Annotated in this window: 13 protein-coding genes and 1 riboswitch; of the genes, 6 read left to right on the top strand and 7 right to left on the bottom strand. The window is 72.2% G+C overall.

The window, feature by feature from the left end:
• Nucleotides 1-268 precede the first annotated feature (268 nt).
• Nucleotides 269-838: hypothetical protein (locus ASG70_RS20140; RefSeq protein ID WP_235531530.1), on the bottom strand; the 570-nt coding region annotated here is incomplete at its 3' end.
• Nucleotides 835-2520: a prenyltransferase/squalene oxidase repeat-containing protein gene (locus tag ASG70_RS15410; RefSeq protein WP_056884720.1), complete on the bottom strand. Its 1686-nt coding sequence runs from the start codon at nt 2518-2520 to the stop codon at nt 835-837. The genes ASG70_RS20140 and ASG70_RS15410, both read right to left, overlap by 4 nt.
• Before the next feature lie 145 nt (nt 2521-2665).
• Nucleotides 2666-2802, bottom strand: a riboswitch (cobalamin riboswitch).
• 307 nt (nt 2803-3109) lie between these two features.
• On the opposite strand from ASG70_RS15410, the gene ileS reads away from it, so the two are divergent.
• Nucleotides 3110-6436, top strand: coding sequence for an isoleucine--tRNA ligase (gene ileS, locus ASG70_RS15405; RefSeq protein WP_056884847.1), 3327 nt, complete (start codon nt 3110-3112; stop codon nt 6434-6436).
• Between the two features lie 127 nt (nt 6437-6563).
• Here the strand turns inward: ileS and ASG70_RS15400 are convergent, their stop codons facing one another.
• Both ASG70_RS15400 and ASG70_RS15395 read right to left on the bottom strand, forming a co-directional pair.
• Nucleotides 6564-7082, bottom strand: coding sequence for an SRPBCC family protein (locus ASG70_RS15400; RefSeq protein WP_082590875.1), 519 nt, complete (start codon nt 7080-7082; stop codon nt 6564-6566).
• A complete protein-coding gene (locus tag ASG70_RS15395; protein ID WP_056884719.1) occupies nt 7079-7408 on the bottom strand; it encodes a helix-turn-helix transcriptional regulator in 330 nt (109 codons plus the stop codon). Before ASG70_RS15395 ends, ASG70_RS15400 begins: the two co-directional genes overlap by 4 nt.
• A gap of 65 nt (nt 7409-7473) precedes the next feature.
• Between ASG70_RS15395 and ASG70_RS15390 the strand changes: the two genes are divergently transcribed.
• Nucleotides 7474-8859 carry a folylpolyglutamate synthase/dihydrofolate synthase family protein gene (locus ASG70_RS15390; RefSeq protein WP_056884718.1) on the top strand — a complete coding sequence of 462 codons (1386 nt, stop codon included), beginning with the start codon at nt 7474-7476 and terminating at the stop codon, nt 8857-8859.
• Between the two features lie 83 nt (nt 8860-8942).
• Here the strand turns inward: ASG70_RS15390 and ASG70_RS20225 are convergent, their stop codons facing one another.
• Complete coding sequence (locus ASG70_RS20225) at nt 8943-9077, bottom strand: hypothetical protein (RefSeq protein WP_255353853.1); 135 nt, start codon at nt 9075-9077, stop codon at nt 8943-8945.
• Between the two features lie 175 nt (nt 9078-9252).
• On the opposite strand from ASG70_RS20225, the gene ASG70_RS15385 reads away from it, so the two are divergent.
• Nucleotides 9253-9651 carry a DUF4233 domain-containing protein gene (locus tag ASG70_RS15385; RefSeq protein ID WP_056884717.1) on the top strand — a complete coding sequence of 133 codons (399 nt, stop codon included), beginning with the start codon at nt 9253-9255 and terminating at the stop codon, nt 9649-9651.
• Here the strand turns inward: ASG70_RS15385 and ASG70_RS15380 are convergent.
• The gene (locus ASG70_RS15380) at nt 9648-10280 is read right to left on the bottom strand and encodes a DUF998 domain-containing protein (RefSeq protein WP_162253923.1); all 633 of its coding nucleotides are present in this window, start codon (nt 10278-10280) and stop codon (nt 9648-9650) included. The genes ASG70_RS15385 and ASG70_RS15380 overlap by 4 nt on opposite strands.
• A gap of 43 nt (nt 10281-10323) precedes the next feature.
• Between ASG70_RS15380 and ndk the strand changes: the two genes are divergently transcribed.
• Nucleotides 10324-10752 carry a nucleoside-diphosphate kinase gene (gene ndk, locus ASG70_RS15375; RefSeq protein WP_056884715.1) on the top strand — a complete coding sequence of 143 codons (429 nt, stop codon included), beginning with the start codon at nt 10324-10326 and terminating at the stop codon, nt 10750-10752.
• A 32-nt stretch (nt 10753-10784) separates the two neighbouring features.
• On the opposite strand, the gene ASG70_RS15370 is transcribed toward ndk, so the two are convergent.
• Nucleotides 10785-11306, bottom strand: coding sequence for a MarR family winged helix-turn-helix transcriptional regulator (locus tag ASG70_RS15370; RefSeq protein WP_056884714.1), 522 nt, complete (start codon nt 11304-11306; stop codon nt 10785-10787).
• A gap of 68 nt (nt 11307-11374) precedes the next feature.
• Here ASG70_RS15370 and ASG70_RS15365 point away from each other — a divergent pair, with 68 nt between their 5' ends.
• Nucleotides 11375-12634 (top strand): MFS transporter, encoded by a 1260-nt coding sequence (locus ASG70_RS15365; protein WP_056884713.1) that lies wholly within the window; start codon nt 11375-11377, stop codon nt 12632-12634.
• 82 nt (nt 12635-12716) lie between these two features.
• Nucleotides 12717-13760 carry a rod shape-determining protein gene (locus ASG70_RS15360; RefSeq protein WP_369818937.1) on the top strand — a complete coding sequence of 348 codons (1044 nt, stop codon included), beginning with the start codon at nt 12717-12719 and terminating at the stop codon, nt 13758-13760.
• The last annotated feature ends 1 nt before the right edge of the window (nt 13761 follow it).

The raw sequence follows: 13761 nt of genomic DNA, 5'->3' as shown, positions 1-13761 counted from the left end.
TCAGCCGTGGGCGCGGCGGCGGAGGGTGAGGTATGCCGCGCCGGCACCAACGACGCCGACGAGGCCGAGCCCCGCGAACAGCGACGTGGGCGAGCCGGAGTCCTCGGCCGCCTGGGCAGCCTGGGCGGTCTGCTCGTCGGACGAAGGGGAGGCCTGGCCACCCCCCGGGGTCTCCGTGGACGCCGTGGTGGTCGTCGCGGACGCGCCCGGCTTCGCCTTCGTGGCGGTGGTGGCGGCCTTGCCGGTGGAGGCGGGGGCGCCCGGGGTNCCCCCCGGTCCCACCCCCGCCGGTGCCCGTGGCGCGCGGGGACGTGGCCCGCGGGGTGCTCGGCGTGCTCGACGACGGCTTCGGCGTGGAGCTGGGGCTCGGCCTCGGGCTCGGCTTCGGGACGGGGGTTGCCGCAGGAGGGGCCGTGCTCGGCGCCCCACCGGAGCCGAACGCGAACCCGACCACGGACCCCGATGGCGGGTCGTACTCCGCCACGCCGCTGCTGCTGTAGGTCCACGAGCCGCCGCGCGAGGCGTGGAAGAAGGCCCAGTAGGCGCTCGACGGGGGCATGCGGTTGCAGGTCTGCGCGGGCACCGAGTTGATCTGGCAGACCACCGTGCCCTGGTACTGCGGCGGGTAGGTGACGTTCGCGACCGCGGTCAGCGCCCTGATGGCGCTGGAGGAGTCGGGGGCGCAGAGGGTCGAGGAGGACGAGCCGTAGTCGATGACCACGGTGACACCGGATGACCCCGAGCAGGCCGCCGCGTCCGCCGCCCCACCCGGGAGGGTGAGGCCGCCGGCGAGGACGAGCCCGGCGGCTGCAGCGAGGCGCCCCAGGGTGCGGATCACGCGTGCACGCCCTTGCGCCGTGCCAGGACCAGCGCTGCAGCACCGACGAGGAGAAGGAGCAGGCCGGCCAGGGCGGTCATCGCCACGTCGGCCCCCGTGAAGGCAAGGGCCTCCGGGGTCGCCGAGGCGGCAGGCGCCCCGGCGGGTGCTGCGGGTGCGTTCGTGCCGGCGGCCGAGCCCGTCGGCGCACCCGTCGTCGCCGTGGCGGTCGAGGTCGTCGACGTCGCTGAGGTCGGGCAGGTCGGTGCCGGGACCACGGTGGTCGCGCCGTCCGAGCCGGCCGACAGCAGGGTGCCGCCGGCGAGGCCCAGGGTGGCCTGCGGCGTCGCCCGCAGCGCGCGGTCGAGGGCCGCGGTGTCGCCGGGCTTTGAGGCGAGCGTCGAGCGGTCGGCGGCGGTGAAGGCGATGCCGCCGCGCAGGTCGCTGGCGAACGTGCAGTCCAGCTGAAGGGAGGCCAGGAACCCCTGGGCGCGCGCGAGCTCGGCGTTGCGGCCACCGGCGGCGAAGGCCTGCGCCGCCACCCCCGCGGTGTTGGCGTTGTACTGGCCGTCACCGTTGAGGAAGCCGCCGTTGGCAGCCTGCTTGCCGGCGAGGAACGTCAGGGCGCGGCTGACCGCCGGGTCGACGGTCCCCCGCAGGCCGATGGCGGCCTGGACCGCGAAGGCCGTGGCGTCGACGTCGCTGGTGCACGAGCCGCCGGCAGCCCCGAGGTCGCCGCGGAAGCCACCGTCGGCGCACTGCTGGGCCAGCAGGTAGTCGACCGCCTCCTTCGGCGCGGACCCGGTGGCCCGACCGACGCCGATGATGTCGAGCGCCTGGCCCGTGGTGTTGGAGTAGTCGCAGATGTCGTACCCGCAGCCGGTCGCCGGGAGGTCGGAGTAGCGGCCGGGCTCGGCCGCGCCGAGCGAGGACTGGAGCTGGGCGAGGAGGTCGACGTGCTTGGGCCCGACGTCGCGCGGGTCGCCGCCGTGGGCCACGACGGCGAGGAGCACCTTGCCGGTCGGACCCGCGTACAGGGAGGAGTAGTCGGTGCCGATGTAGCCGCCGACGTTCTGCTCGAGATAGGCGAAGGCCGCGTCGGCCTCGGCCTTCCCGACCTTGGCACCGTCGAGTCCGAGGACGGCGTCGACGGTGTTGCCGCCGTCGAAGTAGGTGCCGCCGGGGTAGTCGTAGTGGTCGCCGCGGGCGGCGAGCGTGCGCACCATGAAGCCGGCGGCATACCCGGCCTGCTCGGCAGTGCTGCCGGACAGGCGAGCCTGGCTCGCGGCGTTGCTGGTGTCGAAGGGGACGGTGGCGGTGGAGGCCGCCCGGGCCGCCGCCGACGTGGCGGTGCTCGCGGCCGGGGACGTCGCCGTGCTGGTGGTGGTGCTGGCCGACGTGCTCGTGCTGGACGAGCCGGTGGTCGAGCCGCTCGCGGTGCCGGTGGTCGTCGGCGCCGTACCGGTCGGAGCCGTGGTCGTCGGCGCGCCGGTGCTGGTGGTCGTGGTGCCGCCGGTCGACGTCGTGCTCGTCGGGTCGGCGGTGGTGGTCGAGATCGGCGACGTGGTCGTGGCCGGTCCGGTGGTGGTTGCGGGGGTGGGTTCGGTCGTGGCGGCGGTCGCCGCGCCTGGCGCGAGGAGGGCCGCGGCCAGGGCCAGGGCGAGGACAGCGGCCGGACGGGCGCTGCGGGCTGACGGGTGCATGGTGCCTCTTGGTGAGCGAGCGGTGTCGCGACGGTGGCACCGGCACCCGGTGGGGAAAGACAAACCCCCGCTGTCGCTCGCGCGACAACAGGGGGCGGCCTCGGACCCATCGGTGTCCGGGCTCCGCCCCGCGTACCTCGACGGAAATGGAGCCGCTCCGCGTCCCAGGCATTCCGGCTCCCACCTCGAAGGTGGCTCACGGTTGCGGGTCAGCGCCGGATTCGGACCGGCTTCCCCTGGGGCACGTCGTGGTGTCACCCGAGGGCGACGCTGCCGACTGTACACCTGCGGCGCAGGCCGCCCGGAAACCCGGACGAGTCGTCCGTCACAGCCCGCTAGACTGTGGCGACAGGCATCGACCCGGTCATCACCGGTGAGCCTCCGGAAGAACGGGACCACCGCCTCGCGGCGGTCCTCACTAGACCCGGACGGGTGGGCCCGTCATCGCCTTCGGCAAGAGCGGTCGTACGCCGTGTGCCCCGGCACGCGGAGGGCGGCAAGCGAGGTGGCACCGCGGTGTCGCCGGGAGAGCCCGGCGCCGTCGTCCTCGTGCGAAGCAGCACGACACGACGTGAGGACCGCCGACACCATGGCCTACCCCAAGGTCTCCAGCGCCACCCCAGGCACCGATGCCGCGACCCCTTCGCAGGGTGTCGCCGCCTCCCCGAGGTTCCCCGAGATCGAGGAGCGCATCCTCAGGTACTGGGACGAGGACGGCACCTTCATCGCGTCGGTGGAGAACCGCCCGGCCGGCGAGGACGGTGACAACGAGTTCGTCTTCTACGACGGGCCGCCGTTCGCCAACGGCCTGCCGCACTACGGCCACCTGCTGACCGGCTACGTCAAGGACCTCATCCCGCGCTACCAGACCATGCGCGGTCGCCGTGTCGAGCGCCGGTTCGGGTGGGACACCCACGGCCTGCCCGCCGAGCTCGAGGCCATGAGCCAGCTCGGCATCAAGACCAAGGACGAGATCCTCGAGCTGGGCATCGAGAAGTTCAACGCCGCCTGCCGCAGCTCGGTGCTCAAGTACACCGACGACTGGCGCGACTACGTCACCCGCCAGGCGCGCTGGGTCGACTTCGACCACGACTACAAGACGCTCGAGCCCGACTACATGGAGTCGGTCATCTGGGCGTTCAAGCAGCTGCACGACAAGGGCCTGGTCTACGAGGGCTTCCGCGTGCTGCCCTACTGCTGGAACGACCAGACGCCGCTGTCCAACCACGAGCTGCGCATGGACGACGACGTCTACCAGAACCGCCAGGACCCGGCGGTCACCGTCGGCCTGCGCCTGGAGACCGGCGAGCTGGCGCTGGTGTGGACGACCACGCCGTGGACCCTGCCGGCCAACCTCGGGGTCATGGTCGGCCCCGACATCGACTACGTGGTCGTGGAGTCCGACGTCACCGGCACGACGCAGCGCTACGTCATCGGCGAGGCCAGGCTCGCGGCGTACGCCAAGGACCTGTTCGGCCCCGACGAGAAGGACCCGGAGTCGCGGGTCGTCGAGCGGCTCAAGGGGAGCGACCTCGTCGGGCGCTCGTTCACGCCGCCGTTCGACTACTACCTCGGGCACGCCAAGGCGCACCGGGTGTTCCCGGCCGAGTTCGTCACCACCGAGGACGGCACCGGCCTGGTCCACACCGCCGGCGCCTTCGGTGAGGAGGACAAGATCGTCACCGACGCGGCCGGTATCGAGCCCGTCATCCCGGTGGGCCCCGACGGCTGCTTCACCTACCCCGTCACCGACTACGAGGGCGTGCAGGTCTTCGACGCCAACCCGATGGTCATCGAGCACCTCAAGAACCGCACGCGCGGTGAGGGCGAGACCGGCGCGGTCACCGAGGGCACGGTGCTGCTGCGCCGCGAGACCTACGACCACTCCTACCCGCACTGCTGGCGCTGCCGGCAGCCGCTGATCTACATGGCGGTCTCGAGCTGGTTCGTCGAGGTCACCAAGATCAAGGCGCGCATGCTCGAGCTCAACGAGCAGATCACCTGGGTGCCGGAGCACGTCAAGCACGGCCAGTTCGGCAAGTGGCTGGAGAACGCCCGCGACTGGTCGATCTCGCGAAACCGCTTCTGGGGCAGCCCGATCCCGGTCTGGAAGTCCGACAACCCGGAGTACCCGCGCGTCGACGTGTACGGGTCGTTCGAGGAGCTCGAGCGCGACTTCGGGGTGGAGGTGAAGGACCTGCACCGCCCCTTCATCGACGAGCTGACCCGGCCCAACCCTGACGACCCCACCGGGCAGTCGACGATGCGCCGTGTCGAGGACGTCCTGGACGTGTGGTTCGACTCCGGCTCGATGTCGTTCGCGCAGGTGCACTATCCGTTCGAGAACGCCGACTGGTTCGAGCACCACTTCCCGGGCGACTTCATCGTCGAGTACATCGGCCAGACCCGTGGCTGGTTCTACACCCTGCACATCCTGGCGACCGCGCTGTTCGACCGGCCGGCGTTCTCGTCGTGCGTGAGCCACGGCATCGTCCTGGGCTCGGACGGCCAGAAGATGAGCAAGTCGCTGCGCAACTACCCCGACGTGCGCGAGGTCTTCGACCGCGACGGGGCCGACGCGATGCGCTGGTTCCTCATGAGCAGCCCCATCCTGCGCGGCGGCAACCTCGTCGTCACCGAGCAGGGGATCCGCGACGGCGTGCGCCAGGTGCTCATCCCGCTGTGGAACACCTGGTACTTCTTCTCGTTGTACGCCAACGCCTTCCGTGGCCCGAACGGCCGGCAGGGCTATGAGGCGAAGTGGTCCACCGCCTCGACGGACCCGCTCGACCGCTACCTGCTGGCCAAGCTCGGCCAGTACGTGCAGACGATGCAGAGCCAGCTCGACGGCTACGAGGTCGCCAACGCCTGCGAGACGACGCGCGGCTTCCTCGACGTCGTGACCAACTGGTACGTCCGGCGGTCGCGCGAGCGGTTCTGGGACACCGGTGCCGGCGCGCAGACGGGGACTGGCGGGGGAGCGGGTGCCGAGCAGGCGTTCGACACCCTCTACACCGCGCTGGAGGTCGTGTGCCGCATCGCCGCGCCGCTGCTGCCGCTGACCACCGAGGAGATCTGGCGCGGCCTCACCGGAGGGCGCTCGGTGCACCTCACCGACTGGCCGGACGCCTCGGACCTGCCGCACGACGAGGCGCTCGTCGCCGGCATGGACCGGGCCCGCGAGGTCTGCTCCGTCGCGTCGTCGCTGCGCAAGGCCGGTGGCCTGCGGACGCGCCTGCCCCTCGCCGACCTCACGGTGGTCGTCCCGGATGCGTTGTCCCTCAAGGACTTCGGCGCGATCGTGGCCGACGAGGTCAACGTGCGCACGGTGACCCTGCGCGACATCAGCGAGGCGAGCCAGTCCGACTTCGGCATCACGCAGCGGCTCACGGTCAACGCCCGTGCGGCGGGCCCCCGTCTGGGTCGTGACGTGCAGCAGGCCATCAAGGGCAGCAAGTCCGGCGACTGGTCGGTGGCCGAGGACGGCACGGTCACGGCCGGCGGCCTCGACCTGGTCGAGGGCGAGTACACCCTCGAGACCGTGGTGGACTCGGGTGCCCAGGGTGGCTCGCAGGCCACGGCGATGCTGCCCGGCGGCGGGTTCGTCGTGCTCGACACCGAGGTGACGCCCGAGCTGGCCCAGGAGGGCCTGGCCCGTGACGTCGTCCGCGCCGTCCAGCAGGCCCGGCGCGACGCCGGGTTCGAGGTCACCGACCGCATCTCGCTCACCGTGACCGGAAGCCAGGCGGTGTGGGAGGCCACGGTCGCCCACCAGGCGCTCATCGTGGAGGAGACGCTGGCCACGCAGTTCGGCAGCGCCCCGCAGTTGGAGGCGCTGCCCGAGCGGGCCGACGTCGCGCAGGCGACGGTCGGCGACGGCGAGCCCGTGCGGATCAAGGTGATGAAGCTCGCCTGAAGCCACGCGGTACGGCCCGGCGCGAGACCGGGTTCGCCGTGAGTCTTTGAGCGGTTGGCCCGGCCCCCACCGGGTCAACCGCTCAAAGACCGACGACCGGCTGGAGGTCGCGGGCGGTGCGGCCGGCTCAGGCGCGCTCGAGGGCGGACTTGAGGCCGGACAGGACCCACGGCCAGCCGCCTGCCCCGTGCTGGTCGGCAGCGCTGTTGCCGGAGACCTCGAGCGCGGTCGACGGTGCGCCCGTGAGCTCGTGCACCAGCGTGAGCCGGGTGGTGCCGTCGAACGCCGGCTCGACCTCGTAGGTGAGGGTCGTCTCGGGCTCGTCGTTCCAGACCGGGTTCCAGGTCTGGACCAACCTGCGCGGCGGGTCGCACTCGAGGACGCGCCCGGTGACCACGACGTCGGGCATGCCCACGCGCTTCATGTCGTCGGAGGCGGTGTGGCGGAACGTGCCGCCCGGGGTGAGGTCGAACTCCACGTCGCCGCCGTACCCGTACTGCCGGGAGAACTCCGGTGACGTGATCGCCTCCCAGACGCGCTCCGGCGTGGCGTGGATGTAGATGCGGAACACCTGAGTGGTGCCCTCGGCCCCAGGTGTAGCGGCCGGTGTCGCGGTGGCGGTGGTGGTGGTGCTCTGGTCGGTCATGGCTTCTCCTCGAGCTGGCTCTTCAGGGTGGTCAGCGCCGTGAGCCGGCGCTCGGTGTACTTGTCGATCCAGCGGTCGTGGACCTGCTGGATGGGGACGGGGTTGAGGTGGTGGAGCTTCTCCCTGCCGCTGCGCAGGGTGACGACGAGGTTGGCCTCCTCGAGGAGGCGCAGGTGCTTGCTCACGCCGAACCGCGTCATCGGCGTGTGCTCGACCACGACCTCCTCGAGCTCACCCAGGGTGCGCCCGCCCCGTTCGCGGAGGGTGTCGAGCAGCAGGCGCCGGGTGGGGTCGGCCAGCGCCTTGAACACCAGGTCGTCCTGCATGGGCCGAGGTTAGGTGACCATTTGGTCACATGTCAACGGGTGGTCGACGCGGGGATGATGGGGACATGCCTGCCCCTGATGCCGCCCAGCGCGAGGCCGCCCGCAAGCTCGAGCTCGTCAAGGGCATGCGCGAGGTCGAGGAGGCGATCCTCGCCCGCGCCCCCGAGCACGACCTGCAGCCGAGCCTCGACCGGATCGCCGCCGTGATGGAGCTGCTCGGGGACCCCCAGCGCACCTACCCCGTCATCCACCTCACGGGGACCAACGGCAAGACCTCGACGACCCGCATCATCGACACCCTGCTCACCGAGATGGGCCTGCGGACCGGGCGGTTCACCTCGCCGCACCTGCACAGCGTCCGGGAGCGGATCGCCCTGGCGGGGGAGCCGATCAGCGCCGAGAAGTTCATCGCCGCCTACGAGGAGGTGCTGCCGTTCATCGAGATGGTCGACGCCCGCTCGGTCGCCGAGGGCGGCCCGCGCATGACCTACTTCGAGGTGCTCGTGGCCGTCGCGTATGCCGCGTTCGCCGACGCCCCCGTCGACGTCGCCGTCGTCGAGGTGGGCCTCGGTGGGAGCTGGGACGCGACCAACGTCGCGGACGGCTCGGTCGCCGTGGTGACGCCGATCTCGCTCGACCACCAGCACTTCCTCGGCAACGACGTCGTGGCCATCGCCACCGAGAAGTCGGGGATCATCAAGTCCGAGGCGGTCGCCGTCATCGGCACCCAGGAGCCGGACGTCGCCCAGGTGCTGCTCGAGCGCGGCGAGGAGGTCGGCGCGCGGATGACGTTCGAGGGCAACGACTTCGGGCTGCTCAGCCGTGAGGTCGCCGTGGGCGGCCAGCAGATCTCGGTGCGCGGTCTCAGCGGCGACTACGAGGACCTGTTCCTCCCGCTGCACGGCGCCCACCAGGCCCACAACGCCACGCTGGCCCTCACTGCGGTCGAGGCGTTCCTCGGCGGCGGGGAGCAGCGGCTCGACCCCGACATCGTGCGGGCCGGCCTGGCGCGCGCGGCGTCCCCGGGGCGGCTGGAGATCGTGCGCCGCTCGCCGACGGTCATCGTGGACTCGGCCCACAACCCGGCGGGTGCCCTGGCCCTGCGCCAGGCACTGGAGGACTCGTTCACCTTCGCCAAGGTCGTCGGCGTCGTCGCCATCCTCAAGGACAAGGACGCCACGGAGATGCTCGAGGCGTTCGAGCCGGTCTTCGACCACGTCGTCGTCTCCCGCACCACGTCACCGCGGGCTATGCGTCCGGACGACCTCGGCGAGCTGGCTCGCGACATCTTCGGCGACGACCGGGTCACCGTCGTCCAGGACCTCCCCGACGCGCTCGACGTCGCCGCCGGTCTGGCCGACGAGGGCGGCATGAGCGGCGGCGTGGTCGCCACCGGGTCGGTGACCACGGCCGCGGAGGTCCGGATGCTGCTCGGCAGCACCGACGCCTGAGGCGCAGCGAAACCGGGGAGGCCTGCCGGCCGAGGCAATGCCGGCCGGGGCAGGCGCCGTGGGGAGCCCGCCCCCGGGGTCGGCTACCTCTTGCCGATCTGCCCTACTTCGCCCTGGTGGGTCTTGGCGTCGGCCTTGGCGTGCTTCTCGGCGCGCTTCTCCTTGATGGACTTGCTCGCCTTCTTGGCCAGGTGTTGTCGGGGTGACTTGTCGGCCATGGCTGTGCTCCCAGCGCTAGGAAGCCTGAGTGGCTCCGTGCACCGACACTACGCCCGCCGGCACCGAATACCCTCGTCCCATGACCCCTCTTGCCAAGCTGGTCCTGCTGGTGGCCCTGGTCGCCCTGGCGTTCTGGCTGCTGACGAAGTTCCGGGACAACGGACGGAACCGCCGGTGAGGGGAGTCGTCCTCTACGGCAGCCTCGGGAAGTTCACCTGGCGCATGCTCGCCACGGTGCTCGCGGGCCAGGGGATCGTGGTGTTCCTCGGCGCCCTGGTCGCGCGTGGCATCGCGGATGCGCAGGGCGACGCCACCGGGTCCGCCTGGTTGTGGGTGGGCATCGGCCTCGCGGTGCTGTGCTTCGTCGCCGCCGGGCTCATGCGGCGGCCGTGGGGCGTGACGCTGGGCTGGCTCATCCAGGTGGCGACCTTCGCCGCCGGGTTCGTCGTGCCCGCGATGGTCGTCGTCGGGTTCGTCTTCCTCGTGCTGTGGGTGGGTTCGCTGGTCGTGTGCCACCGGGTCGAGCAGGAGCAGGCGCGACGTCAGCGTGAGGCCGCTGCGGCCGAGGGTTAGGGGAGCCCGAAGGCTCGGCGCCGGCTGCGGAGCTGGGTGAGCGCGGCAAGGGGGAGCCACAGCTTCGCCGGCCAGATGGCCAGTCGTTCGGCGGTCCCCGACCAGCTGTCTGCGCCGAGCAGCACCGCGAACGCCACGGCGCCGACGACGGCGGCCACCCCGAGCGCCGTACCGCTGACCCGGACTCGCCCGGTGGTCAGCCAGCGCGCGTGCAGCAGTACGGCGAGGGGCTGGGCCACGAACACCGGCAGGGCCACGAGCGAGTGCAGGGTCGGGTGAGCGTCGACCGGCGCCAGCCCGACGCCGACCGAGAAGGTGCCTGCGACCACCCAGAGCCAGCCGACCACCCTCGCCCTTGCGGCGTCCTGGCGCAGCAGCGGTACGGCGCCGACGGCCTGGAGTGCGCCGAAGACGACGAACACGAGGTTCATGGCCCACGAGGCGGACGAGCAACCGGTCGATGTGGGGGAGTCGCAACCGGTGCCCAGGGCGCTGATCGTGTCGTCGGCCAGGGAGTAGTGGACACCGGCGAGCAGGGCGAGCAGCACCTCGGCGGCGAGGTAGCCCGGCTGGCCCAGCCAGGCGGCATACGGCACCCCGTCCTCGCGCCCCCTGCTCCGGCCTCGCACACCGCGACGGTAGTGCCTGCGGAGGCTGGGTAGGCTGACGCGCGTGACGACGCAGATCGAACGTTCCCTGGTCCTGGTCAAGCCCGACGGTTTCGCCCGCGGCCTCTCCGGTGAGGTCCTCCGGCGCATCGAGGCCAAGGGCTACACCCTGGCCGCGCTCGCGGTGACCACCCCCACCCGCGAGCAGCTGGCCGAGCACTACGCCGAGCACGAGGGCAAGCCGTTCTACGAGCCCCTCGTCGACTTCATGTCCAGCGGCCAGGTGACGGCAGTCGTCATCGAGGGCCACCGCTGCATCGAGGGCTTCCGCGCCCTGGCCGGGGCCACCGACCCCACGGCCGCGCTGCCCGGCACCATCCGCGGCGACCTCGGCCGCGACTGGGGCAAGAAGGTGCAGGAGAACATCGTGCACGGCTCGGACTCCCCGGAGTCGGCCGCCCGCGAGATCGCGATCTGGTTCCCGAACCTCTGACCCCCTCGAGGGGCTGACCCCCTCGACAAGCCCTACCCGGTCTCGACGTCGTCGAGGCCGCTGATCACCACCTCGAGGAGCGCGGCCAGCTGGTCGCGCTCCTCGCGCTTGAGCCCTGCGAGCACGTCCGACTCCACGACGTTCGCCTCGCGCACCGCCGCCTCGAACAGCTCCCAGCCCTGCCTCGTCAGCTCGACCAGGACCCGGGTGCGGTTGGCCGGGTCGGGTGAGCGGCGGACCAGCCCGCGCTCGGTCATCTTGTCCAGCCGGTGCGTCATCGACGAGGCCGCCACGTTGCCGGCGTCCGCGAGCTGCGACGGGGTGACCGGGGCGCCCTCGGACGTCGCGAGGAAGGCGATGACCGACCACTCGCCGTGGGAGAGGTCGAGGTCGGCCAGCTGGCGCGTGTACCACTGGTCGAGCTTGTGGCTCAGTGAGTTGACCGCCGTGATGACGCGCTGCACCGACTCGTCGCCGCCTGCGGCCACATAGCTGGCCACCGCGTCCTGGTACTGCTCGCGGACCGTGCGGGCCTGCCGCTTCCTCGCTGCCATGGCGGCATCCTCGCATGCTAATATTTCGAAATCGAAATATTCGAACTCGAAGAACTGTTGAAGAAGCAATGCGCACCCGTCTGTTGATCCTCGCCTCCGCCGTGGCCACGCTCGGCTGGGGCACCGTCCTGCCCTACCAGTACGCGTATGCCGCTAGCACGCGCGGCTGGGGCTCCCTTGTCGCCGCCGCGGCGTCCAGCCTGTTCTCGGTGGGCGCCCTGCTGGCCGCCCCCATCGGCGGGCGCCTCGCCGACCGCCTCTCGCCGGTGCTCGTCGCCGTCGCCTCCAAGGTCGTGGCCGCCGCCGGTGCGGTCTCGCTGGTCTGGGCCGACGGCCCCACCGCGTTCCTGGTCGGGATGTTCGTCTTCGGCCTCGGCATCACCGCTGCCGGTCCGGCCCAGTCGGTGCTCGTCCTGCGCTGGGTCGGCGGCCAGGACCGCCGCCGCGTGTTCGCCTGGCAGTTCACGGGCCAGGCCCTGGGCATGGCCGTGGGCGCCTTCGCCGCCGGGTACGTCGTCGACCTCGACAGCCACGACGGTATGTGGCCGGCCTTCGTCACCGCCGCGGGTGGGTTCCTGCTGTCCGGCGCCCTGCTCGTGCTGGCGGGCCTGCCGCGCTGGGGCCGTGAGCCGGGCACGCACGACGACTCCACGCTGGTGCCGGACGCGACCGGGTCCGTCGGCCCGCGCGCTGCACTGCGTGCGGTCTGGTCGATCCCGGCCCTGCGCTGGACGGCCCTGGTCACCGTGACCCTCGCGCTGGGCTTCTACGCCCAGTTCGAGTCCGGGCTGCCGGCCTACGCCCTGACCGTGCTGCACGTCGAGGAGACCACGATCGGACTGGCTGCGGCCGTCAACTGCGTCGTCATCATCGCCCTGCAGATGCTCGTCGTGCGCCTCACCGCCCGCCGCAGCGGCGCCGCGCTGCTCATGGGCGTCGGCGCCGTCTGGACCCTGTCGTGGCTGGTGCTGGCAGCGGCCTCGATGGCTCCCGAGCTGGCCGCCGTGCTGTTCGTGACGACCTTCGGCATCTTCGCCGTGGGCGAGACGATGTATGCGCCGGTGCTCAACCCGCTCACCGCCAGCCTGGCCCCGTCCGGCCTCGTCGGCACGACGCTGGGCATGTTCACTGCGCTGCAGACCGGGTTCTCCGCCGTGGGACCGCTGGTCGCCGGCGTCATCCTGGGCGCGGGCCTGGGCAGCCTGTTCATCGGCGTGCACGTGGCCATCAGCCTGCTCGCGGTGTTCGCGGCCTGGCGGCTGCGCGCGGTGCTCAAGACCCCCGCTGCGGCCCCTCGCCCGGTCGAGACCGCGCAGCTCGTCGCCTGACGCGGCTGCGCGCCGTACCCGCACCGGCACGCCGTACCCGCACCGGCGCGGCTGCGGGGTGGGGCGCCGCGCCCCGCGTAGCATCGCGGCCGTGGGCACGACGAGGAGCTGGACGTCGCTGGGCAGGGACCTGGCGATCGACCTCGGCACCGCCAACACCCTGATCTACGAGCGCGGCCGCGGTGTCGTCCTCGACGAGCCGTCGGTCGTCGCCCTGGAGGCCGGGACGTCGTCGCTGCTCGCGGCCGGCACCCGTGCGAAGGAGATGCTCGGGCGCACCCCCGGCCACGTCCGGGCCGTCCGGCCCCTGCAGGACGGCGTCATCAGCGACGCCGACGTCACCGAGCGGATGCTGCGCTACTTCGTCGACCAGGTGCGGCCCTCGCGGCTGTTCCGGCCGCGCATGGTCGTGTGCGTACCCAGCGAGGTCACCGGCGTGGAGCGGCGCGCCCTCGAGGACGCCGCGGTGCGTGCGGGGGCCCGCCGGGTCTACGTCATCGAGGAGCCCATGGCCGCCGCGATCGGCGCCGACCTGCCGGTCAACGACACCGCCGCCTCCATGGTCGTCGACATCGGCGGCGGCACCACCGACGTCGCGGTCATCAGCCTCGGCGGCATCGTCACCTCGCGGTCGCTGCGCGTCGGCGGTGACGAGATCGACGAGGCGATCATCGCCCACGTCAAGAGCGAGTACTCCCTGCTGCTGGGCGAGCGCAGCGCCGAGGACATCAAGGTGCATGCCGGGTCGGCGTTCCCGCTGCGCGAGGAGACGAGCACCCGGGTCCGCGGCCGCGACCTGGTCACCGGGCTCCCCAAGACCGTGACCATCACGAGCAGCGAGGTGCGCCGGGCCATAGAGGGTCCGCTGCTGCAGGTCGTCGAGCTGGTCAGGGCCACCCTCGACGTGTGCCCGCCGGAGCTCGCCGGCGACGTCCTGGACCGTGGCGTCACGCTCACCGGTGGGGGAGCGCTGCTGCCCGGCCTCGACGTGCGACTGCGCCACGAGCTCGGCGTGCCGGTCCGCGTCGCCGACGACCCCCTGCGGGCCGTGGTCCGCGGGTCCGGGCGCTGCGTGGAGGAGTTCGGGACCCTCGAGCGCGTCCTGGTCGACTCGCGCCGCTTCTGAC

The organism is Phycicoccus sp. Soil748 (genome assembly GCF_001428025.1).
Lineage (GTDB): Bacteria > Actinomycetota > Actinomycetes > Actinomycetales > Dermatophilaceae > Pedococcus.
The sequence above is the reverse complement of the archived record's forward strand: the minus strand, read 5'-3'. Positions and strand labels throughout refer to the sequence as shown.

Bases quoted from the DNA above. Each gene is read 5' to 3' on its own strand.
- ASG70_RS15410 (WP_056884720.1), bottom strand. From the start codon at position 2,520: ATGCACCCGTCAGCCCGCAGCGCCCGTCCGGCCGCTGTCCTCGCCCTG.
- ileS (WP_056884847.1), top strand. From the start codon at position 3,110: ATGGCCTACCCCAAGGTCTCCAGCGCCACCCCAGGCACCGATGCCGCG.
- ASG70_RS15400 (WP_082590875.1), bottom strand. From the start codon at position 7,082: ATGACCGACCAGAGCACCACCACCACCGCCACCGCGACACCGGCCGCT.
- ASG70_RS15395 (WP_056884719.1), bottom strand. From the start codon at position 7,408: ATGCAGGACGACCTGGTGTTCAAGGCGCTGGCCGACCCCACCCGGCGC.
- ASG70_RS15390 (WP_056884718.1), top strand. From the start codon at position 7,474: ATGCCTGCCCCTGATGCCGCCCAGCGCGAGGCCGCCCGCAAGCTCGAG.
- ASG70_RS20225 (WP_255353853.1), bottom strand. From the start codon at position 9,077: ATGGCCGACAAGTCACCCCGACAACACCTGGCCAAGAAGGCGAGCAAG.
- ASG70_RS15370 (WP_056884714.1), bottom strand. From the start codon at position 11,306: ATGGCAGCGAGGAAGCGGCAGGCCCGCACGGTCCGCGAGCAGTACCAG.
- ASG70_RS15365 (WP_056884713.1), top strand. From the start codon at position 11,375: ATGCGCACCCGTCTGTTGATCCTCGCCTCCGCCGTGGCCACGCTCGGC.